Annotated in this window: 19 protein-coding genes and 1 pseudogene; 12 read left to right on the top strand and 8 right to left on the bottom strand. The window is 59.9% G+C overall.

The window, feature by feature from the left end; genetic code table 11:
* Positions 1 to 38: 38 nt before the first annotated feature.
* Positions 39 to 914: a LysR family transcriptional regulator gene (locus J3Q04_RS09710; RefSeq protein ID WP_434606575.1), complete on the bottom strand. Its 876-nt coding sequence runs from the start codon at positions 912 to 914 to the stop codon at positions 39 to 41.
* Between the two features lie 111 nt (positions 915 to 1,025).
* On the opposite strand from J3Q04_RS09710, the gene J3Q04_RS09705 reads away from it, so the two are divergent.
* The 3 genes from J3Q04_RS09705 to J3Q04_RS09695 all read left to right on the top strand — a co-directional run bounded on the left by J3Q04_RS09705 (position 1,026) and on the right by J3Q04_RS09695 (position 3,155).
* The gene (locus J3Q04_RS09705) at positions 1,026 to 2,231 is read left to right on the top strand and encodes a YbfB/YjiJ family MFS transporter (protein ID WP_434606577.1); all 1,206 of its coding nucleotides are present in this window, start codon (positions 1,026 to 1,028) and stop codon (positions 2,229 to 2,231) included.
* A 138-nt stretch (positions 2,232 to 2,369) separates the two neighbouring features.
* On the top strand, positions 2,370 to 2,771 hold the full coding sequence (locus J3Q04_RS09700) for a hypothetical protein (protein WP_434606580.1): 402 nt from the start codon (positions 2,370 to 2,372) through the stop codon (positions 2,769 to 2,771).
* 177 nt (positions 2,772 to 2,948) lie between these two features.
* Complete coding sequence (locus J3Q04_RS09695) at positions 2,949 to 3,155, top strand: hypothetical protein (protein WP_434606582.1); 207 nt, start codon at positions 2,949 to 2,951, stop codon at positions 3,153 to 3,155.
* Positions 3,156 to 3,161: 6 nt separating this feature from the next.
* Here J3Q04_RS09695 and J3Q04_RS09690 read toward each other — a convergent pair whose 3' ends face one another.
* Complete coding sequence (locus J3Q04_RS09690; RefSeq protein WP_434606585.1) at positions 3,162 to 4,205, bottom strand: GlxA family transcriptional regulator; 1,044 nt, start codon at positions 4,203 to 4,205, stop codon at positions 3,162 to 3,164.
* A 267-nt stretch (positions 4,206 to 4,472) separates the two neighbouring features.
* Here J3Q04_RS09690 and J3Q04_RS09685 point away from each other — a divergent pair.
* Both J3Q04_RS09685 and J3Q04_RS09680 read left to right on the top strand, forming a co-directional pair.
* Positions 4,473 to 5,507: pseudogene (locus J3Q04_RS09685) on the top strand (cache domain-containing protein); the annotation flags it as partial.
* A gap of 54 nt (positions 5,508 to 5,561) precedes the next feature.
* The gene (locus J3Q04_RS09680) at positions 5,562 to 6,416 is read left to right on the top strand and encodes a methyl-accepting chemotaxis protein (RefSeq protein WP_420765927.1); all 855 of its coding nucleotides are present in this window, start codon (positions 5,562 to 5,564) and stop codon (positions 6,414 to 6,416) included.
* 138 nt (positions 6,417 to 6,554) lie between these two features.
* On the opposite strand, the gene J3Q04_RS09675 is transcribed toward J3Q04_RS09680, so the two are convergent.
* Together J3Q04_RS09675 and J3Q04_RS09670 are read right to left on the bottom strand one after the other, a co-directional pair.
* Complete coding sequence (locus J3Q04_RS09675) at positions 6,555 to 7,361, bottom strand: DMT family transporter (protein ID WP_434606587.1); 807 nt, start codon at positions 7,359 to 7,361, stop codon at positions 6,555 to 6,557.
* 239 nt (positions 7,362 to 7,600) lie between these two features.
* Positions 7,601 to 8,500 (bottom strand): glycine betaine ABC transporter substrate-binding protein, encoded by a 900-nt coding sequence (locus J3Q04_RS09670; protein ID WP_434606590.1) that lies wholly within the window; start codon positions 8,498 to 8,500, stop codon positions 7,601 to 7,603.
* A gap of 481 nt (positions 8,501 to 8,981) precedes the next feature.
* On the opposite strand from J3Q04_RS09670, the gene J3Q04_RS09665 reads away from it, so the two are divergent.
* Positions 8,982 to 11,018: an FAD-dependent oxidoreductase gene (locus J3Q04_RS09665; protein ID WP_434606592.1), complete on the top strand. Its 2,037-nt coding sequence runs from the start codon at positions 8,982 to 8,984 to the stop codon at positions 11,016 to 11,018.
* Between the two features lie 93 nt (positions 11,019 to 11,111).
* Here the strand turns inward: J3Q04_RS09665 and J3Q04_RS09660 are convergent, their stop codons facing one another.
* Complete coding sequence (locus J3Q04_RS09660; protein WP_434606595.1) at positions 11,112 to 11,897, bottom strand: pyrroline-5-carboxylate reductase family protein; 786 nt, start codon at positions 11,895 to 11,897, stop codon at positions 11,112 to 11,114.
* Complete coding sequence (locus J3Q04_RS09655; RefSeq protein ID WP_434606598.1) at positions 11,894 to 12,595, bottom strand: TetR/AcrR family transcriptional regulator; 702 nt, start codon at positions 12,593 to 12,595, stop codon at positions 11,894 to 11,896. The genes J3Q04_RS09660 and J3Q04_RS09655 overlap by 4 nt, the downstream gene beginning before the upstream one ends.
* Before the next feature lie 458 nt (positions 12,596 to 13,053).
* Here J3Q04_RS09655 and J3Q04_RS09650 point away from each other — a divergent pair, with 458 nt between their 5' ends.
* Positions 13,054 to 13,317, top strand: coding sequence for a hypothetical protein (locus J3Q04_RS09650; protein ID WP_420765848.1), 264 nt, complete (start codon positions 13,054 to 13,056; stop codon positions 13,315 to 13,317).
* Positions 13,318 to 13,542: 225 nt separating this feature from the next.
* Here J3Q04_RS09650 and J3Q04_RS09645 read toward each other — a convergent pair whose 3' ends face one another.
* Positions 13,543 to 14,112 carry a TetR family transcriptional regulator gene (locus tag J3Q04_RS09645; RefSeq protein WP_434606601.1) on the bottom strand — a complete coding sequence of 190 codons (570 nt, stop codon included), beginning with the start codon at positions 14,110 to 14,112 and terminating at the stop codon, positions 13,543 to 13,545.
* Positions 14,113 to 14,313: 201 nt separating this feature from the next.
* Here J3Q04_RS09645 and J3Q04_RS09640 point away from each other — a divergent pair, with 201 nt between their 5' ends.
* The 5 genes from J3Q04_RS09640 (at position 14,314) to J3Q04_RS09620 (ending at position 18,572) form a co-directional block, all read left to right on the top strand.
* The gene (locus tag J3Q04_RS09640; RefSeq protein WP_434606603.1) at positions 14,314 to 15,096 is read left to right on the top strand and encodes an SDR family NAD(P)-dependent oxidoreductase; all 783 of its coding nucleotides are present in this window, start codon (positions 14,314 to 14,316) and stop codon (positions 15,094 to 15,096) included.
* 136 nt (positions 15,097 to 15,232) lie between these two features.
* Complete coding sequence (locus J3Q04_RS09635) at positions 15,233 to 15,841, top strand: LysE family translocator (protein WP_420765845.1); 609 nt, start codon at positions 15,233 to 15,235, stop codon at positions 15,839 to 15,841.
* A gap of 130 nt (positions 15,842 to 15,971) precedes the next feature.
* Entirely contained in the window at positions 15,972 to 16,877 is a 906-nt protein-coding gene (gcvA, locus tag J3Q04_RS09630; RefSeq protein WP_420765844.1) for a transcriptional regulator GcvA, read from the top strand.
* Positions 16,878 to 16,953: 76 nt separating this feature from the next.
* The gene (locus J3Q04_RS09625; RefSeq protein ID WP_434606606.1) at positions 16,954 to 17,781 is read left to right on the top strand and encodes an EamA family transporter; all 828 of its coding nucleotides are present in this window, start codon (positions 16,954 to 16,956) and stop codon (positions 17,779 to 17,781) included.
* 29 nt (positions 17,782 to 17,810) lie between these two features.
* Positions 17,811 to 18,572, top strand: coding sequence for an SDR family oxidoreductase (locus J3Q04_RS09620; protein ID WP_434606608.1), 762 nt, complete (start codon positions 17,811 to 17,813; stop codon positions 18,570 to 18,572).
* Between the two features lie 81 nt (positions 18,573 to 18,653).
* Here the strand turns inward: J3Q04_RS09620 and dctA are convergent, their stop codons facing one another.
* Positions 18,654 to 19,961 (bottom strand): C4-dicarboxylate transporter DctA, encoded by a 1,308-nt coding sequence (gene dctA / locus J3Q04_RS09615; RefSeq protein ID WP_434559639.1) that lies wholly within the window; start codon positions 19,959 to 19,961, stop codon positions 18,654 to 18,656.
* Between the last annotated feature and the right edge of the window lie 81 nt (positions 19,962 to 20,042).

Here is a 20,042-nt window from a genome sequence, read left to right as displayed (position 1 = left end):
GCGAGCTTGCTCGCTCCCACAGGTTCTCTTATCCAGCGTTATTCGTTTTCCTGGGAAAACGCCGCGACAATCTCATCGATCACCGCCCGCACCCGCGCCGTGTGGCGCAAGTCCGCATGGGTCACCAGCCAGACCTCGTACGGCAGCGGTCGCGTGCGCTCAGGCCATAGGCGCACCAACCCGTCGCGTTCGCCCATGTACACCGGGATTTCCCCCACTCCGATACCCGCCGCAATCGAGCGACGCACCAACAGGCTCGAACTCAGGCTGGCAACGATCCGCCCGCGACTGACCGGCTCGGCGACCAGGGTAAAATCTTTTTGCGCCTGCAAATACGGCTGGTAGACAACTAGGTCATGGCCCTCGAACGCGCTGCCCGGCGTCGGCTCCCCATGGACATCGACATACTCGCGCGCCGCGAACAACCCCACCGGCCAGCGCGCGATCCGCCGTGCGATCAGGTCAGGGTTTTCTGGCCGGGTGTTGCGCACGGCAACGTCCGCTTCGCGCTTGACCAGGCTGATGATCTGCGTGGAGGCGTCCAACTGCACGCGCACGTCCGGGTGACGTTGGTGCAGGCGGGCAATGGCCGGGATCAGGAAGTCGATCGCCAATGAATCAGTCGTGGCGACGCGCACGTTGCCCACCAGTCGATCGTCCAGTCCTTGTATCCGACGCTCCAGTTCCAGGGCCGACTGCTCCATTTTTTCCACGGACCTGAGCGCGGCCTCGCCCATTGACGTCAGGGCATAACCGTCGGGTGTGCGCAGAAACAGCGCGGCGCTCAGGGATTTCTCCAACGCGGCGATACGCCGGCCCACGGTCGCCTGGTCCACCCCCAGCACACGCGCCGCGCCTCGCAGGGTCGACTCCCGACACACCGCCAGGAATACCCGCGCATCGTCCCAATTCATCCGTCCTCCTATCGATGCATAATTGCATCGCTGCGCCGCGTAATCGCTGCATAAACGCAACAACGATAGCCGATATGCTGGGCGCCATAAACCTTCTATGGGATCGCTACCATGCGTACATCATCCGCGGCGCTCGCTTCATCTTCCACGGGCATCTGGCTACCGATTTTCGCTGGCCTCTGTGCCAGCCTCGTCAGCATTGGCCTGGCGCGCTTCGCCTATACCCCCTTGATTCCGCCGCTGATCCAAGCGCATTGGTTCAGCCCCGGCGACGTGGTCTACCTCGGGGCCGCCAACCTTGTCGGATACCTGATCGGCGCCCTGCTCGGCCGGCCGATGGCCCGTCGACTGTCCCATAAAAACGCCTTGCGACTGATGATGCTGGCCGTGACGGCGGCGTTTTTTGCCTGTGCCTTTCCTGTGTCCGTGGCTTGGTATTTCGCTTGGCGATTGCTGTCGGGCATCGCCGGCGGCGCGATCATGGTGCTGGTGGCGGCCACCGTGCTGCCCCATGTACCTGCCGCCCGCAGGGGGCTGGCCAGTGGCGCGATTTTCCTGGGCATCGGGCTGGGCATCGCCGGCTCCGGAACCCTTGTGCCGCCGCTGTTGAGCCTGGGCCTCGAAGCCACCTGGCTCGGGCTCGGCGTGCTGTCACTGGTCCTGACCGGGCTGAGCTGGTTCGGCTGGCCGCAGGATCTGCCCCAGGCAGCCGTGAGCGTGAAACATGACACGCAAAAAGCACCCATGCCCCGCGCCGTCCATCAATTGTTTGCACAGTACGCATTCATGGCGGCGGGGTTGGTCCCGGCGATGGTGTTTTTGGTGGACTATGTCGCCCGCGGCCTTGAGGCCGGCGCCCGTGTCGGTGCGCTGGTATGGGTGATGTACGGCTTGGGGGCGATTATCGGCCCGGTGACCTATGGCTTCCTGGCGGACCACCTGGGCGCGCGCAAAAGCATCCGATGGGTGCTGGCCGTGCAGGCGACTGCCCTTGTCTTGCTGGCGACCGCCCATTCATTCCTGGCGTTGGCGCTGCTGGCTGTGGTCATCGGTTCGTTCCCACCGGGTATCGTGCCGCTGGCCCTGGCCCGGGTGCATGAACTGGTACCGAACCATCATGGCCAGCAAGTCGCCTGGAGCCGGGCGACCGTTTCATTCGCCACATTTCAGGCGGTGGCGGGTTTTGCGTATTCGGCGCTGTTCAACGCCAGCGGCGGGCATCATGGGCTGCTGTTTTTGATTTCCGCAGGCGCAATTGTCGTCGCGTTGCTGGTGGACTATGTTCCTTCCATTGCGAGTTATGTATCAAAAGATTAAAGTTCCGCACGATCGTCGCCGCCCGACCAACGGTCAACTTTGTCATCATCTTGCAATGTTGACTCGGGCCGACAAGCCAAGCAGAATGATCTCACTTGGCCATCATTCTTTGTTGCAGGCCAATCACGGAAGAAAGAAATGAAAAGGATTGTTTCACTGGTCGCCGTCCTGACCGCTTACCCAGCCGCAGCGGACGTACATAAAATTCAGTACAGCTACGATGATTCGAATGCCGAATACGCCATCGTCTCGTTCGTTGAAAGTGGTTCGGCTGTACAGGCCACGGTAAAAAGAACCGGTGCCTATTTCACCAATTACACAAAGCTTGAACTTGATTGCGCCAGTCGCAATGTCCGTCACATGGGCATGTATAACAGCGTCGAGGGATTGGAAAAGGCTGATTTCGACCAGATGCAGGGCCGCATCGTCGAGGGCTCGATCGCTGACGAAGTGGGCAAGGTGCTCTGCAAAGGCACTACCCTGACCGCCTCGCAAATGGAAGAAGTGCCAACCGAAAATCTGCTGGACGACCAGGGCTGAACCAAAGCCGTTTCCTGGAAGCTTTCTGACATGGAATGTCTGCGCAGTTGATCGACGAGGCTCGCAACCGCTCGCCATCCGCCGCCTTAAGACTCTTTTATTTCTGCCCAGACAGAAAAAAAGCCAACCTGACCGATAGCTTGAACACCCGTCTTTCACGACGGGCGGGGAATTGCAATGCACGCAAGAAAGATCTTCGAACTCCTGATGTCGTCCCTGGCCTATGTCCTCATCTCCTCGCTTTGGTTCGCCTACGCCGTGCCGGGGATGGTCGAGCTCGACTCTGACTTCTCCCTGATAACGGCCGCCTGCGGCTCGATTATCTGGCTGTGCGCCACGGGTTGTATCGCCTTGTACTTCGTTCAGAAAATGCGTACCGCCTGACAAGGCTCACGGCGATATCTGCTTGCGTCCAAACGTCGAGCGATAGCTGCCAGGCGGTACGCCGAAAAAATCCCGGAAGCGTCGTTGGAAATGCGGTGAGCTGACGAAACCCGTCGCGACGGCGATCTCGGTGACGGAGCGGTTGGTCTGTTGGATCAGCTGGCGTGCACGGGTCAGGCGCAGCTCCAGGTAATAACGCGTCGGGGTCGCGCCGAGAAACCGGCAGAACCGCCGTTCCAGCTGGCGTTTGGAAACCTTGACGCACGCCGCCAGCTCATCGATCGTCAACGGCTCCTCGACGTTCTGCCACATCAGTTCCAGCGCCAGCTTGAGGCTTTCCGGCAGCGTCGGGTCCGTCTCGACGAAGATTGGCGGCAGATCCGAGGCGTCATCCCCTGACTCATCGCAGCGAAGGATCTCTTCGATGGCTCCCACCAGCGTCTCCCCGCCCGTGCGGCGGATCAGTTGGAGCATCATGCGCAGCGAACTGTTGGCGCCCGCGCAACTGACCCGCTCACGGTCCACGACATAAGCGCGACTGGACACTTTCACGCCAGGGAACATCTCAGCCATCGTTGCGCGACTTTCCGGGTGGACCGCGCATTCGAAACCGTCGAGCAGGTTCGCCTCGGCTACGAAAAACACGCCATTCCACAACCCGCCCAACCACGCTCCGCAAGCCGCATTGGCGCGCAGCTTGCGCCGCAGTAATGGCGTACCCGCAAGCTTCACGCGAAAGCCGCCGGCGACAATCAGCACGTCCAGGTTGTCCGGCAACTGCGCCAGCTCAAGATCGGTTGAGATGACGATTCCCAGGTCGCTCGTCACCTGCCCGCCCGAAGCGCCTACCGTCAGCACTTCATACAGTGGCGTGTCGTTCATCAGGTTGGCGGTGACCAGTGCGTCCACCGCTCCGGTGAAGGACATCATCGAGAAGTTGTCCATCAGCACAAACGCGACGCGCACCGGCGCCTGGCTGACCGACGCAGTCCCTTGGGGCCGATAAGCCATGTTCTTGTTCTTGAGTACGCTTTCGAATGCGCTTGGCATGGGGCCTCGGATGCAGGAAGGCGATCTGGTGGGGAGCCGGCGCAAAGCCCGGAGCATGCCATCTTGCGGGTTAACCGCAGCAACGGCTTGCGTTCCCGCGACATAACCATCGGCATTAACGACGTCCGACAAATGGTGCTCTCAAGGGAATACGACCTTGGTCGATAGCGTGGATGTAGGCATGGGCGCTTTCCGTTCCAGAGTTCGCAATGCTCACCGCTAATGTTTCCGCCGTTCCAATACCGATAAATACCCGCGGGAGAAGTCATGAATATCAAACAGAAGCTGACCTGGGCGTTCGCAACCATTGCCTGCCTCCCGGTTATCCTGGTGGCGGTGCTCGTGGTGATGAACCTGCGCGATGCGGCACAAGCCAACTTCCTGGACAGCAGCAGCCGCGAAATCCGCCAGATCGACAACGGCATGAAGCAGTTCTTCGACGGCATCATGCAGAACGTTGAATTCTTCGCCAAGGACCCGCGGATCGTCGCGGCCAAGGACCTGAAGAACTACTCCGGCGCTGATGCTGCGCAAATTCCTCTTACCGAGAACAACAAACAACTGCTGGATATCTTCGATCGGTTCGCCAAGAGCCACCCGACCACCGCCTACCTATCCCTGGGCCTGGCGGACGGTGGCTACGCCAGTTGGCCGGATGATCCGAAAATCTCCAACTACGACCCGCGCCAGCGCCCCTGGTACAAGGCTGCCGTTGCCGCGCCGGGCACCACCGTGAAGACCGATGCCTATTACTGGGCCCCCGACGACGTGTCGCTGATCGGCATCGTGCACACCGTCGCCGATGCCAGCGGCAAGCTGGTTGGCGTGGTGGGCCTGGACGTGTCGCTCAAGCAACTGACCGAACTGGTGAAGAACATCAAGCTGGGCGACAGTGGCTACCTGATGCTGGTGGAAGGCAGCGGCAACGTCTTGGTGGACCCCGCCGACGCCAAGCACAACTTCAAACCCTTGGCCGACCTCGGTCCCAACTACGCAGCATTGGCCAAGAGCAGCGATGGCGCTACCCAGATCGAGATCGACGGCGTGCCGTACATGGCCAACATCGTCACCTCTAAAAGCCTGGGCTGGCGGTTCATCGGCCTGATCAAGCGTGACGAGGTGATGGCCGAAGCCGCGAGCCTGACCTGGTTGATCGCTATCATCGCCGCCGCGCTGGCCGTGGTCTTCGCGATCGTCGGCGCCAGCTTCGCCAGCGTTATCGTCCGGCCGATCCGCGGCGTTGCCAACGGCCTGCAGGAAATCGCTGAAGGTGAAGGCGACCTCACCCGCCAACTCGCTGTACAGGGCAAGGATGAAACCGCCACCCTGGCAAGCTGGTTCAACCAGTTCCTGGGCATGATAGCGCAACTGGTTCAACGCATCGGCAGCGCCTCCTCCGACCTGCAAACCGCAGCGGCGGACACCCGCGACGTCGCACAGAACATGAACGAAGCCGCCGGGCGCCAGCGCCAGGCCGTGGAGCTGGTGAGCACCGCGTTCAACGAAATGGTCGCCACCGCCAACGAAGTGGCCCGCTCGTGCAGCCAGGCCGCCGTCAGCGCGGACACCGGTTATCGGGATGTACACGACGGCCAGCACCACATCGGCGAAGCCACGGGCAGCGTGTTGAGGCTCAGTGAAGAATTGCAGCAGTCGACCCAGACCATGCAGGCGCTGGAACAGGACAGCAAGAACATCAACACGATCCTGGACACCATTCGCTCGATCGCCGAACAGACCAACCTGCTGGCCCTCAACGCGGCGATTGAAGCCGCACGTGCCGGCGACCAAGGCCGCGGCTTTGCCGTGGTGGCCGACGAAGTACGCGCCCTGGCGCGGCGCACCGCTGACTCCACCGGCGAGATCGACAGCTTGCTCGGCAACCTCGCCCGACGCACCCAGGAAGTGACGCAACAGATGCAGAACAGCCTGCACGTGTCGCAAACCAGCGTCGAGCGCATCCAGCAGGCCCGCGACAGCTTCGACAAGATCCGCACCTCGGTGGACTCGATCCGCGACCAGAACACGCAGATCGCCACCGCCGCGGAACAACAGCACCAAGTGGCCGAAGACATCAACCGGCACATCGCGCAGATCCACTCCGATGCGCAGCTGGTTGAAGAGTTTGCTCACACCGCACAAACCGGTTCAGGGCGTTTGACGGATATCTCCGGACAGCTCAAGGGCTTGGTGGGACGCTTCAAGTTCTAAACTGGGCTTAAGTCCACTGAAGATCAAATGTGGGAAGCCTGCTCGCGAAAGCGTCGTCACAATCAGCGAAGGAGCTGAACGTGCCGACCTCTTCGCGAGCAGGCTCGCTCCCACAGGATTATGGGTTTGATGGAATCACTACCCTTTTGCCTTGATCGCATACATCCCGCCGGCAATTACCAGACAGGCCCCTACGACTGTCCATGTGTCGGGCAGCTCGCCGAATACCAATAGGCCAATCAGCGTAGCGAACACCAGAAGAGAATAATTGAACGGTTGAAGTGTGGCTGCCGTTGCAACCTTCAGCGCCTGAAGCAATAACAGCTGGGCCACCACACCGGTCATGGAGAGCACACCTATCAGGCCCCATTGCGCCGGGTTCGGTGCTACCCAACCTGGTAGACCCAACAAGGTGATTGCTATCGCGCCGAAAAAACCCATGTGAAGCATGTTCGTCGCGAACGAGTCCCCCCGGCTGATTCGTCGGGTCAGCACGCTGAAAATCGCAAAACCCAAGGCAGACAACAGCGGAATCAGCGCCGCCAGTTCGAAAACACTGGAGCCGGGACGAAGGATAACCAGCGTCCCCGTGAAGCCAATGGCGGCGGCAACCCATCGACGCACGCCAATGAACTCCCCTAGAAACGCCCCCGCCAACGCCAGTGTCATCAAGGGGAATACCGCGTACAGGGCATGCATTTCAGCGAGTCCCAGATAGCGCAGCCCCAATCCGAACAAGGCGCTCTCACCCACGCCAATGAGCGCACGAATGATCTGCTGGTAGGGATGGCGGCTTCGGCACGCGGTCCATAGGCTGCCCTGATAGGCGCTATAACCGACAGCAAAAGCCAGGAACACCCAATAACGCACCATCACCAATTGTGCGATCGGGAGCTCCTTGACCAGCACTTTGGTGACCCCATCCTGAGCTGCAAAGATCAGCATGGACAGAAGGCAAAGGACGATACCTAAGCGCGGTCGCGGGGCGTCATGATCATGCACCGCGCGCACCAGCCTCGGTCGAGGCCGACTTCAACCTGACGGGCGGTTCTTCATCAAGTTTGATATCCCATGTCGTGACCGTCATCGCTCAGCCTCTGAATAGAACAAGGACTCATCCAGCAGCGCCCTTGGCTCTCGACCAAGGGCACCGGACTGCAACAGCTATCGGACAGCAACGGCCATCACTGGGCGGGTGTCGCGGACGCCGTCTGGCTGCCAAACATCGCTTCGAAACGCGGTTTGTTGGCTGCGTAATATTCTGCCACCACTTTGTCCGCCGAGCTGTCACGGGCGTCCGCCATCAACTTCTCAAGGTCCGCTTTCGGGATCTTGAAGTTGGCGAAGAATCGGGCCACATCAGGATGCTCCGCGCTGAAACCTTTGCGTGCGAAGGCGTGGATCTGCTCAGCGCCACCGAAAATCTGCTTCGGATCATCCAGGTAGCGCAGCGGCCATTTGGCGAACATCCAGTGTGGGCTCCAGGCGTTGACCAGTGACCATTTGTCACGCTTGAGGTTGCGATCCAATTCACTCAGCATCCCGGACTCTGAAGAAGCGACCATCTTGTAGCCGTCGAGCTTGTATTGCTCGATGGCTTTTTCCGTCAGCTTGTACTGACCATTGCCCACTTCCGAAGTGAGGATCTTGCCGCCGAGTTTCTCCCGCACTTCAGGCTTGTTGAGGTCTTCGACGCTGGCGATCTCGCTGGTTGGAATGGAGGTGGGCACCGCCATGCCGATCCGGCCTTCGTACAGCACGCCGAGGTCTTCGAGCCTGTCCTTGTACTTGTCATAGAACGACTTGTGGGTACTGGGCAGCCAGACCATCGGGATCAGGTCGATATTGCCGTTGGCCAGGGCCTGGAACTGGATGCCGATATCGGCCAGCACCAACTTGACCGGTTGCTTGAGGTGATCCTGCAACGCGGTGTTCGCCAGTTTCACCGCGATCTCCGTATCCGACCAGTTCACCCAGCCGATGCGGATGGGCGCGGGTTCATCGGCCTGAGCGATCAGACTGCCGCAGGCAAATGCAAGGCCTGCAAACCAGCCGATAAAATTTTTACTGGATAACGTCATCATGTGCATCTCCGCAGACTGTATTAATAGTTATTGGCAGGGCAGCAGAAGCATTCATTTTCCATCACGACCGCAAGCGGCCATCCGGTAAGTTCTAGTTATCAAAATACAGGGACTTGTGTTTTCGGCCCTCCTCCGCCCTTTGGCGTTTCCAACCGCAATGACCGGCTCATTCACAGCGCTTTCTCGCGTGCCGGCAAAGCCTCGAACAAATTCCCCCTCAGCAGGTAATCCGCCCAGCCTCCAGACCGTTGGGGGCAAACCCTGAATCCACCGCTGCGTGGGAGGCACCCATCGCGCCACCACGCTGATGCAGGCGAGCGGCCGCACGTGCCGAATCCCCCTGTTTCGACTGGATGGTAATCCTGGTTTTCCTGCCACGCAAGAAAAATGTACACATGTGTCCCACTCGTTGACACAACTGAACATTCAACATACCGTTATGTCAAAACCCAGCCTGATGTTCTGTTCCCGGAGCAACACCATGTCCAGCGATCCTCTGCTGCAGCCCTACAAAATCAAGCATCTGACGCTCAAGAATCGGATCATGACCACCTCGCATGAGCCCGCGTATCCCGTCGATGGCATGCCGAAGGATCTGTACCGTGCCTATCATGTCGAGCGGGCGAAGGCCGGCGTGGCGCTGACCATGACTGCCGGCTCCGCTGCCGTTTCTCGGGATAGCCCGCCGGTATTCAACAACGTGCTGGCGTACAAGGACGAAGTGGTCAAATGGATGAAAGACCTGACCGATGAGTGCCACGAACACGGCGCGGCGGTGATGATCCAGCTCACCCACCTGGGACGCCGCACGCGCTGGGACAAGGCCGACTGGCTGCCGGTTGTCTCGCCGTCCCATCGCCGCGAAGCGTCCCACCGGGCGTTTCCGAAAAAGCTGGAAGACTGGGACATCGACCGCATCATCAAGGATTACGTCGATGCCGCCGAGCGCATGAAAGCCGCGGGACTTGATGGCCTGGAGTTGCAGGCCTACGGGCACCTCATGGATCAATTCTGGTCGCCACTGACCAATGAGCTTGATGGGCCCTACGGCGGTTCCCTGGAAAACCGAATGCGCTTTACCTTCGATGTGTTGCGCGGTATCCGCCAGCGTTGCGGCGAGGACTTCCTCCTTGGTGTGCGCTACACCGGCGACGAGGATCTTCCCGGCGGTTTTGGTTTCAGCGACGGCATCCAGATTTCCCACATGCTCAAGGACAGCGGCCTGGTGGATTTCCTAAACGTCGTGCGCGGTCATATCGATACCGATGCGGGCCTCACCGACGTGATACCGATCCAGGGCATGCGCAACTCGCCGCACCTGGATTTTGCCGGGGAGATCCGCTCGGCAACCGGTTTCCCGACGTTCCATGCGGCCAAGATTCCGGACGTCGCCACGGCGCGACACGCCATCGCCTCTGGCAAGGTGGACATGATCGGCATGACCCGCGCCCACATGACCGACCCGCACATCGTGCGCAAGATCATCGAAAAACGTGAAGAAGAGATCCGTCCTTGCGTTGGCGCCAACTACTGCCTGGACCGTATCTATCAGGGCGGCGCGGCGTACTGCATCCACAACGCCGCCACCGGCCGCGAAACCACCATGCCCCATGAGATTCCCAAGGCATCGGTCAAGCGCAAGGTGGTGGTGATCGGCACCGGCCCGGCGGGCTTGGAAGCAGCACGGGTGGCCGGCGAACGCGGCCATGACGTCACGGTGTTCGAAGTGGCGGATCAGCCCGGGGGGCAGATCCGCTTGACCGCGCAAAGCGAACGGCGGCGCGAGATGATCAGCATCATCGATTGGCGCATGACGCAGTGCGAACGGCTGGGCGTAAGGTTCCACTTCAACACCTGGGCCGAAGCCGAGACGGTCCTGGCCGAAGAACCGGATGTGGTGATCGTTGCCACAGGCGGCTTGCCCCATACCGAGGTGCTCAAGCTAGGCAATGAGCTGGTGGTGTCGACCTGGGACATCATCTGCGGCGATGTCAAGCCTGGCCAGAACGTGCTGATCTTCGATGACGCCGGCGACCACGCGGCGCTCCAGGCCGCCGAGGTCATCGCCAACAGCGGCGCGAAACTGGAGATCGTCACGCCGGACCGGTCGTTTTCGCCGGAGGTGATGGCGATGAACCTGGTGCCGTACATGCGCAGCCTGCAAGACCTGAACGTCACGTTCACGGTCACGTATCGGGTCGACTCGGTGGAGCAACGCGACGGGCAGCTGGTTGCCCACTTCGGTAGCGATTACGGCCAGGTGCACAAGCAGCGCGTGGTCGATCAGGTGGTGGTCAACCATGGCACCCTGCCGCTGGACGATCTGTACTTCGAACTGCGCCCATATTCGAGCAACAACGGCGCGGTCGAACAGCACAACCTGATCGCAGGGAACCCCCAGAACATCGTGACCAACCCCGAGGGCCGCTTCCAGTTGTTCCGGATCGGCGACGCCGTGTCGGCGCGTAATACCCACGCGGCCATCTATGATGCGCTGCGGCTGGTCAAGGACATCTGAAGTCGTGCCCAACATGATCTTTTCAATTGCTGAAAACTGAAGTGGGAGCGAGCTTGCTCCCACAAGGGTTTTGCGGACGCGGGACTCTTGGGGTCAGGTTTGAAGCCCTTTGCGCGCCACGGCGGCGCCCGCTTGCAATGCCCTTCCCACCTGCGCCTCGAAATGCCCCTGGGTCATTGATTGCAACGCGGCGGCTGTCACGCCGCGGTAGGCAACCAGAGTATCGATCATTTGCTGGGCGTCGCGGGTGGCCAGCAACTGGCTGCTGTTGATCACGACATTGCTTGCGGCAAGCTGCGCAATCTCGCCGGGGATACCGGCTGCCATCGCCTGACTCGCCAACGCTGTCATCAACAAGGCAGGAAAGGCCGGGCCGGTGCCCGAAAGCGCGGAGAGATAATCGATAAAGTCTTCCTGCTGGACCTCTGCGGCAGTGCCCACGCATTCGAACAACTGCTGAATGAGGGTCTTCGTCATCGGTTCCACCGCGCCAGCGCAATACCAAGGCGTAAAGGACTGCCCGATTTCCACCGCCGCGTTGGGCATCGCCCGCACGACTCTTGAGGCCAAGGTCCGTGCGGCGATTGCCTGCGCCGTGATCCCGGCCATCAATGAGATCACCGTCTTGCCCGATGCGTCGAGGGTCAGGCTGGCGAATTGCTCGGGTCTTACTGCGATGATGATGACGTCGCTGCGATCCGCCAGTGCCTGGTTATCGGTGACCAGGCAAACGCCTTGCTTCGCCAATGGATGGGCACCTGAGCGATTGGAAATAATCAGATTACCCGCCGGCAACCAGGCCTTCGCCAACACGGCCTTGGCAATCGCCGCGCCCAACCACCCCGTTCCGCCGACGATTCCCAGCGTCACTTCATTCATTTTTCAGCCGTTTCTTCAAAGGTTTCCATCAGCGGCACGAACACCCCTGACTCTTTTTCGGCATAGCCGAATTTGCCATAAAACCGATCCAGCTCACGCTGCTTGGGCACCTTGCCGGTGAAAATGCTCACGTAATGCGGGATGCGCTGGAAGCGCACGGTGATCAGCTCGCTGGTGTTCATGGTGATGTAGCCGATCTGCGTCAGATAAATCGTCCGAGCCCGTGCGTCGGCCCCCTGGCTGTCGTAGCCGAAGCGCTTGAACATGCTTGCCAGGGCGCCCATACGTTGCTCGTCGACAATGGCGACCTGTTGCGCGACGTCTGCGGACTGGAGCGCCCAACTGCGCACCGCAAATTCAAACTGAGAATCGAACAATCGCGGATTGAGCCAACATTCAAAAACATTCAGGATCGCCTCGGAGATGCTCTCGGCGTAGCTTTCGCTTTGCCGGATCAAACCCCCGGTGTTGGTTTCGCGCCAGCGCGACAGCAAGGCCGCCAGCAACTGTTCGCGATCCTCGAAAAACCAATAGAAGCTGGTGCGTGACAAACCTAGGCGTTTGGCCAACGGCATGACCCGGACCGCATCGATGCCGGACTCCTTCAAAGCCTCATAGGCCGCTTCCAGCCACCCTTCGGGCGACCCTCGCCAACCTGCGTCCTGGGCCTTGCCACGCGCCTTTCCCACCTGGGGCATCTTGCATCCACCTTATTGAACATACGTAACGCGAATGTACTCGGATGACCGCTAAATGTACACCTAAGTACATTTGATTGACGAGCCGTTCCCTCCTCTCCCCGAGGTCGCGAAAGGACCAATGAGAGCAAGTCATGGGTCGCCCAAAGTGTCGCCCTGGCCCGGTCGCGGTTGCTCGGCGATCACTTGCAGACGAGCAACCTGGTCCGTCCCACCCCAACCCTCTTACGCACTGATGCCAAGCTCTGCCTCCTGGGCCCGTTGGGCCGGACGTCTGAGCGGCAAAGTGTCAGGCGTTTTCGCGAACGGCTGATGACACATCTGGCCCAAACGAAGGATGTTTGATCGGTGGCGCCTCGACCCGTTTTTTATCAATCTGCTTAAAAAACCGGGCCTGCGGCCGATACCCATGACAAGAGCCCAGCGACTGGGTAGCTGGATGGCGGCGGGAACCGGTAATGACAGACATATATCTGCTGATAGCGAGCGGTACGGACCAGAGCGATGCGTACGTCCTGGGTTGGTTCGATGACCGAACCAAGGCCCGGGAAGTGGCCGAGCAGAAGGAATGGGAAGCTTATCGAGCCAGTCTGAAGGCGGAACACCCTTGGTCAAGCCATAAACCACTGGCACCGGACAAGACCGAATACCGGCGCTACTGGATCAAGACCGTTTCGAAATTCGAACACGTTTCCATCCCGAGGTCCCTCGCGGTGCACTGACAGCCCTGCCCCTCATAGCATCGATTCATTGCGAAAATTTAACGAACCGCGCGCGCTCGCCAAGGGTCTAGAAAACTAAGCCCATCCGATGAGAGCGTTCCTATGTTGAAATTTCTTGGTGGTACCGTTGGGATCATTTTCCTGATCGGCCTGATCGTGGTCATAGCCTTGTTCAAGTTCATTTTCTGATCCGGCCAGCGGTAGCGCATTGCGCTACCGCTGGCTTTACACGGGTTCGGACGCGGGCAATAACGCCAGGATCCGATCACGGCAGACTTGCAGTATCTCATCCGCCAACGGAGCATCATCCGGACAGGCCCGCGACAGCATGACTGCGCCGACGGCCTGGGCGAACAGGTTGATCATCGCTGCCCGGCCCCCTTCTTCTGTCGCCCCGAGCTTTTCCTCCAGTGCAGCCAGGGTGCCCTCCAATCCAGTGGCAAACGTGGTTTTCACCTCATCGTCCTGACGCGCCGCGTCGCCGCACAATGCCGCCATCGTGCAGCCGTTGCCCCGCGCATCGCGGTGCTCGCGCGAGACATACATGGCGAAAAAACCCGCGACATCCAGTTTGCTTGCGCTGGTCAATGAGCGCGAAAGACTGTCTGCGGCGGCTTCCGCCATCAGGTCGGCTTTCGAACCGAAATGCTTGTAGAAACCACCGTGAGTGAAGCCGGCGGCGGCCATCAGGTCCGCCACACCGATGCCGTCAAAGCCACGTTCACGAAACAGAACAGACGCCGTCTCGACGATATGTTGCCGGTTTGCCTGTGCCTGAGCCTTAGTCACTCTCATTTTTCATCACCTCGTACCGCTCGAATCATGCCTCGCATCATACATAGATGCCGACCATAATCAAATTCATTGACATCTTAGATTTCGGTCATCATCCTAACAACCAACCCACACGCCCCCCTAAGCTCGATGTGGACCGCCAACGGCGGCGAAAAACCCCGCCGTTGATCGCACGTCTTAATCCCTGAAGAGACCGACACCATGACCACTCGCAAAACCGTCCTCATCACTGGCGCTTCCACCGGTATCGGCGCTGTCTATGCCAAGCGCTTTGCCCAACGCGGCCACGATCTCGTGCTGGTGGCCCGTGACAACGCCCGGCTGGAAGCATTGGCAACCGAGCTGCGCAACGAACACCATATTACCGTCGATGTGCTCCAGGCCGACCTCACCCAATCCGCTGACTTGAACCGGGTCGAAGCGCGCCTGCGAGATGACGACCGTATCGGCATCCTGATCAACAACGCGGGCGCGGCCCAATCCGGCAGTTTTATCGAACAGACCACCGACAGCGTCGCGCACCTGGTTTCGCTCAACACCACCGCGTTGGTACGGCTCGCCAGCGCCGTCGCTCCACGCCTGGCAAAGGCCGGCGACGGCGCGATCATCAATATTGGCTCGGTGGTCGGCTTGGCGCCGGAATTCGGCATGTCGGTATATGGCGCGACCAAGGCATTCGTGTTGTTCCTCTCCCAGGGGCTCAGCCTCGAACTCAACCCCAAGGGCGTCTACGTCCAAGCCGTCCTGCCGGCGGCTACCCGGACCGAAATCTGGGAACGCGCGGGCATCGACGTCAATACGCTGAGTGAAATCATGGAAGTGGACGATCTGGTCGACGCGGCGCTGATCGGCTTCGATCGTCGCGAACCGGTGACCATTCCGCCACTGCAGGACGGCGCTCGCTGGGATGCGTTGCAGGCCGCGCGCCAAGGGTTGCTGGGGCAGATCAAGCAATCGGCGGTGGCTGAGCGGTACAAGGCCTGACGGTTCCAAGGTCACCGCTGCGCCGCCGCGGTTCCCTCTATTGGTTAGCCAAATGGCGGTGAAGTGGATTAAGCGCTTTCCATGATCGCTGTTCACCCGCAGGATGTGCTCGGGATCACCACACCTGGACTGGATCATGCCATTTGAGACTTGGTTGCTCTATCTGCTCACCTGCTGCGGCATTGCGGTAGCGCCAGGCCCCAATGCGTTGTTGGCGCTTACCCATGGGGCAATCCATGGAACCCGCAAGACGTTGTTCACTATCGCAGGCGGCGTACTCGGCTTTTCAGTCGTGCTTTCGCTTTGCGCATTGGGGCTGGGTGCGCTGATCCAGGCATCCGCCACTTGGTTCACGGCACTGAAGATCGTTGGCGGGCTCTACCTGATCTGGTTGGGCTTCGGTCTGTGGCGATCCCCGCCCGTCAGTCTCGACGCGACGAGTAACGAAGGCTTTCGACGGTGGTCGCTGTTCCGCCAAGGCTTGGTATCGGCCATCTCCAATCCCAAGGCGCTGCTGCTGTTCACCGCGTTCATCCCGCCCTTCCTTGATCCGCACCGCAATATCATTGCGCAGACACTCACCATTGCGCTGACTTACGCCGTGGTCGAATTCATCGTTGAATACTTTGTCGCCAGCGCAGCTCACCGGGTCAGGCCTTGGCTGGCTCGAACCGGGCGCCGGTTCAACAAAGTCTGCGGTGGCTTTTTTGTGGCTTTTGGGGTGAGCTTGCCCATTCATAGCTGAATACCTAAACCGCAATCATTGCCTACCCATCGGACCATCGCGTAGAAAGCGCCCCCGACTCCAGGCCTGGCTATATCATGAGCTAATGTTCATGATTTGCTTTTGCGCCGAATCGCCGGGATACCTATACATGAGAGACCTGCCGCCGACCGCCACATTGCGTGCCTTTGAAGTCGCAACCCGACACCCCACGTTCACCGCGGCCGCGCAGGAGCTGCACGTGACGCAGAGCGCAGTCAGTCACCAGCTCAAGCACCTGGAGGCGCTTTGGGGGTTGCAGTTGTTCGAGCGTGGCAAGTCACTGACCCTCACGGCAGCGGGGGCTACGCTGGCGCCCATCGTGCGGGAATTTTTCATGAGCCTGGAAGCGACCCTGGGCGATCTGCGCGAGCAGAAAGGCAGGGTCAGGCTCGAAGTCAGCACCACGTATTCCTTCGCGCTGAAATGGCTGCTGCCGCGCTTGCCGGGGCTTTCCCGCCATTATCCGGAACTGTTGGTCGCGCTGGACACCACCGATAAGATCATCCATTTCTCCAACGCCCAAGCCGATGTTGCGATCCGGCTTGGCAAAGGCAACTATCCCGGCCTGTATTCGGAGTTCCTGTTCGGCGAGCAGGTGTTTCCGGTGGCGAGCCCCGATCTGCTGCAGCGCTTGGGCATGCCACATAGCCCCGCCGAACTGCTGCATTACCCGCTGCTGACCCGTGACGGCGCCGAGCTGGTACCAAAATGGGAGGACTGGTTTCAGAAGGTTGGGTTGGAATTGTCGCCGCTCAAGGAGAGCGTCAGGTTCGGCGACACCAACATGACAGTGGAGGCCGCGTTGCTCGGCCAAGGTGTTGCCTTGGTGCGTAGCGGCCACGTTGAAACCGAAATCAGCGACGGCCGCCTGGTGCGGCTGTTCGATGTGCCGTTTGCGTCACCGCTTGCCTATTATTTTGTCTGTCCCAAGGGCATCGAATCGCAACCGCACATCGTCAGCTTCCGCCAATGGCTGGCCAGCGAGGCGTTGAAGGTTCAACACGTCTACGACTGATACATGAGATTTTGCTCATGAACCAATGAGGAGACTTCTCTGTCGCCCGGCCGTCGCGCTGCCTAGAATGGCGACCATGCCTACCCATATCGTCCTGCTGGTCCTGTTCGCCGCGCTCCTGCATGCCAGCTGGAATGCCTTGCTGCGTGGCGGCGCCGATCGACTCTGGTCAATGACGGTCATGTGTATCGTCATCGCCATCGTCTGTGCCATCGCCGCGATATTCATGGTGCCACCGGCGCCGGCCAGCTGGGGCTATGGGTTGCTTTCGGCGTTGCTGCACGTGGGCTACAACCTGTTTCTGGTGCGCAGCTACCGGGTCGGCGACTTGGGGCAGATCTATCCGATTTCCCGCGGATCGTCACCGGCGTTGATCACCCTGGGGGCGGCGATCTTTGCCGGAGAAAACATTACCCCCGGTGAGCTGCTCGGTATCGGCCTGGTGTCCGGCGGCATCATTTCCCTGGCCTTCCGTGGACGCAGCCTGTCGGTTCCCAGCCTGCCTTATGCGCTGGGAACGGGTTGCTTCATCGCAGCCTATAGCGTCATCGACGGCATGGGCGCCAGGCTTTCCGGCGCGCCGCTCGCCTACACGGTGTGGATGTGCGCCGCGTGGGGTGTGCTGACGCCTCTCGTGTACATCGGCCTGCGCGACGCCCGCAGCTTATTCTCCGTCCGGCCCGGGATACTCGCCGCGTCGGTCGGCGGGCTGGTCTCGCTGATCGCCTATGCAATTGTCATCTACGCCATGAACGAAGCGCCTCTGGGCGCGGTATCGGCATTGCGCGAGACCAGCGTGTTGTTCGCGGTATTGATCGGCTACCTGTTTCTTGGCGAGACGCTCACCGCCCGCCGGGTCTTGGCGTGCACCGTGATCGCCAGCGGCACCTTCATCATCGGCTGACCCATCAACTGCCCAGGAGAATATTCCCAATGGCTGACATCCCGCAGGCGCCCTTGATCCTGATAACCGGTGGAAGCCGCGGCGTGGGTGCCGCCACCGCTCGGCTGGCCGCCGCACAAGGCTACGACGTCGCCATCAGCTATATCGCCAACGAGACCGCGGCACTGACCGTGGTGGCGGATGTGGAGGCATTGGGACGGCGCGCGCTGGCCATGCGCGCCGACAGCTCGGACCCCAAGCAGGTAGCCGATCTATTCGCAGCCATCGACCGCTCGTTCGGACGCATCGACGTCCTGGTCAATAACGCTGGGGTACTGTCGGCTCAGTCACGCCTGGAGGACCTCGGCTTCGAGCGCATGCAGCGCATCTTTGCAGTCAATTCCATCGGCCCGATTCTCTGCGCCCAGCAGGCAGTGAAACGCATGTCCCACCGGCACAACGGCCCCGGCGGAGTCGTGATCAATATCTCCTCGGCATCGGCGCGCCTCGGCAGCCCCAATGAATACGTCGACTATGCGGCATCAAAGGGAGCATTGGAGACGTTCACCATCGGGTTCGCCAAAGAGGTGGCCCGAGAAGGCATACGCGTCAACTGCATCCGCCCCGGGCATATCTACACCGAAATGCATGCCAGCGGCGGCGAGCCGGGACGGGTCGATCGGGTCAAGGATTCCATCCCCATGGGGCGTGGCGGTCAGCCGGAGGAAGTGGCGCGGGCCATTCTATGGCTGGCCAGCGCGGAGGCGTCGTTTGTGACCGGGACATTTCTTGATGTGACGGGGGGCAAATGACGTGGATGGCCTCATTGGAACGAAGCCTGGAGGCCAGAGCCGGTCATGCCGCTGAAGCGGAATGACCGGAGGCCTTATCGATTATTTTTGCGCCAACAATGCCTTTCTCGCAGCCTTGTCTTGCTTCATTGCGGCGATTTCACGCTCGCAGGCCTCGACGTCGAAAGAGTTGTCCCACTTGGCAATGGCGATGGTGCCGATGCCGTTGCCAATGAGGTTGGTCACAGCCCGCGCTTCGTTCAGGAACCGGTCAATCCCCAAGAGCAAAACGAGGCCTACCAACGGGATGGAGTGGATGGTCGTGAGCGTTGCCGCCAATGTCACAAACCCAGCGCCCGCCACGCCAGCCGAGCCTTTGGACGTCAGCAGGAACACACCAAGCAGGATCATTTGGTCCACGAAAGTCAGCGGCGTATTGGTGGCTTGGGCAATAAAAATGGCGGCCATGGTGAGATAGATACAAGTGCCGTCAGCGTTGAAGGTATACCCCGTAGGCAGCACCATCCCCACTACTGATTTTTTGCAGCCAAGCTTTTCAAGCTTCACCATCATTCGCGGCAACACAGCCTCGGTTGAACAGGTGCCCAGCGTGATGAGGATTTCATCCTTGAAATAACGCAGAAATTGCAGCAGCGGCATGCCCGACCATCTCGCCACCGTACCCAGCACGACCACGATGAATATCAACGTCGTGACATAGAGCGCGACAAGCAGTTGTCCGAGTGAGAACAAGGTCCCAATTCCGTATTTGCCGATAGTGAATGCCATACCGGCCCCAGCACCAATCGGCGCCAAGCGCATGACCATCGCAACTATTTTGAAGAGGCCTTGCAAGAACAGGTCAATGGTATTGATCAACGGCTTGCTGGTTTCGCCCATTTGAACCAGGGCAACTCCCATCAATACCGAAAGCAGGATGACCTGAAGCATGACGCCATTGGAGAACGCACCAATGAAAGTCTGCGGGATGATATTGAGGAAGAACTCAACGGTGCCGCCCTGTTCATTCGCAACTTGGCTGTATTTGCCAATAGCACTTGCATCAAGCGCGCTGGCATTGATGTTCATACCCACGCCAGGCTTCACGATGTTGACGACGATAAGACCGACAACCAGAGCAATGGTGGACAGGATTTCGAAGTAGATCAATGCCTTCACACCGATCCGACCGACTTCCTTGATGTTGCCCATCTTCGCTATGCCGACCACGACAGTGCCGAAAATAATGGGTGCCAATAGCATCTTTATCAGTTTGATGAAGCCATCGGCAAAGGGTTGGAGCTTGGCTCCGATATCAGGAACGAAGTAACCGATTGCTGCGCCAATCACGATACCGATCAGCACTTGCACGTACAGCTGGCTATACCAGCGGGACTTGGAATTTTCCACGGAAGCACCTCATTTTATTTTTGTGATGGGCTGTGGGCTGGCGCCGGTGGGTGGCGCCTGGTTCTGCGACCTGCTCCTGCA

It is taken from the genome of Pseudomonas sp. D4-21, from assembly GCF_051132125.1.
Taxonomy (GTDB): domain Bacteria; phylum Pseudomonadota; class Gammaproteobacteria; order Pseudomonadales; family Pseudomonadaceae; genus Aquipseudomonas.
This window is presented reverse-complemented; position numbering and strand designations above follow the sequence as displayed.

What these genes read in the sequence shown, in the direction of transcription:
- J3Q04_RS09710 (WP_434606575.1), bottom strand. Translation starts at nt 914, where the DNA reads ATGAATTGGGACGATGCGCGGGTATTCCTGGCGGTGTGTCGGGAGTCG.
- J3Q04_RS09705 (WP_434606577.1), top strand. Translation starts at nt 1,026, where the DNA reads ATGCGTACATCATCCGCGGCGCTCGCTTCATCTTCCACGGGCATCTGG.
- J3Q04_RS09700 (WP_434606580.1), top strand. Translation starts at nt 2,370, where the DNA reads ATGAAAAGGATTGTTTCACTGGTCGCCGTCCTGACCGCTTACCCAGCC.
- J3Q04_RS09695 (WP_434606582.1), top strand. Translation starts at nt 2,949, where the DNA reads ATGCACGCAAGAAAGATCTTCGAACTCCTGATGTCGTCCCTGGCCTAT.
- J3Q04_RS09690 (WP_434606585.1), bottom strand. Translation starts at nt 4,205, where the DNA reads ATGCCAAGCGCATTCGAAAGCGTACTCAAGAACAAGAACATGGCTTAT.
- J3Q04_RS09680 (WP_420765927.1), top strand. Translation starts at nt 5,562, where the DNA reads ATGATAGCGCAACTGGTTCAACGCATCGGCAGCGCCTCCTCCGACCTG.
- J3Q04_RS09675 (WP_434606587.1), bottom strand. Translation starts at nt 7,361, where the DNA reads ATGCTGATCTTTGCAGCTCAGGATGGGGTCACCAAAGTGCTGGTCAAG.
- J3Q04_RS09670 (WP_434606590.1), bottom strand. Translation starts at nt 8,500, where the DNA reads ATGATGACGTTATCCAGTAAAAATTTTATCGGCTGGTTTGCAGGCCTT.
- J3Q04_RS09665 (WP_434606592.1), top strand. Translation starts at nt 8,982, where the DNA reads ATGTCCAGCGATCCTCTGCTGCAGCCCTACAAAATCAAGCATCTGACG.
- J3Q04_RS09660 (WP_434606595.1), bottom strand. Translation starts at nt 11,897, where the DNA reads ATGAATGAAGTGACGCTGGGAATCGTCGGCGGAACGGGGTGGTTGGGC.
- J3Q04_RS09655 (WP_434606598.1), bottom strand. Translation starts at nt 12,595, where the DNA reads ATGCCCCAGGTGGGAAAGGCGCGTGGCAAGGCCCAGGACGCAGGTTGG.
- J3Q04_RS09650 (WP_420765848.1), top strand. Translation starts at nt 13,054, where the DNA reads ATGACAGACATATATCTGCTGATAGCGAGCGGTACGGACCAGAGCGAT.
- J3Q04_RS09645 (WP_434606601.1), bottom strand. Translation starts at nt 14,112, where the DNA reads ATGAGAGTGACTAAGGCTCAGGCACAGGCAAACCGGCAACATATCGTC.
- J3Q04_RS09640 (WP_434606603.1), top strand. Translation starts at nt 14,314, where the DNA reads ATGACCACTCGCAAAACCGTCCTCATCACTGGCGCTTCCACCGGTATC.
- J3Q04_RS09635 (WP_420765845.1), top strand. Translation starts at nt 15,233, where the DNA reads ATGCCATTTGAGACTTGGTTGCTCTATCTGCTCACCTGCTGCGGCATT.
- gcvA (WP_420765844.1), top strand. Translation starts at nt 15,972, where the DNA reads ATGAGAGACCTGCCGCCGACCGCCACATTGCGTGCCTTTGAAGTCGCA.
- J3Q04_RS09625 (WP_434606606.1), top strand. Translation starts at nt 16,954, where the DNA reads ATGCCTACCCATATCGTCCTGCTGGTCCTGTTCGCCGCGCTCCTGCAT.
- J3Q04_RS09620 (WP_434606608.1), top strand. Translation starts at nt 17,811, where the DNA reads ATGGCTGACATCCCGCAGGCGCCCTTGATCCTGATAACCGGTGGAAGC.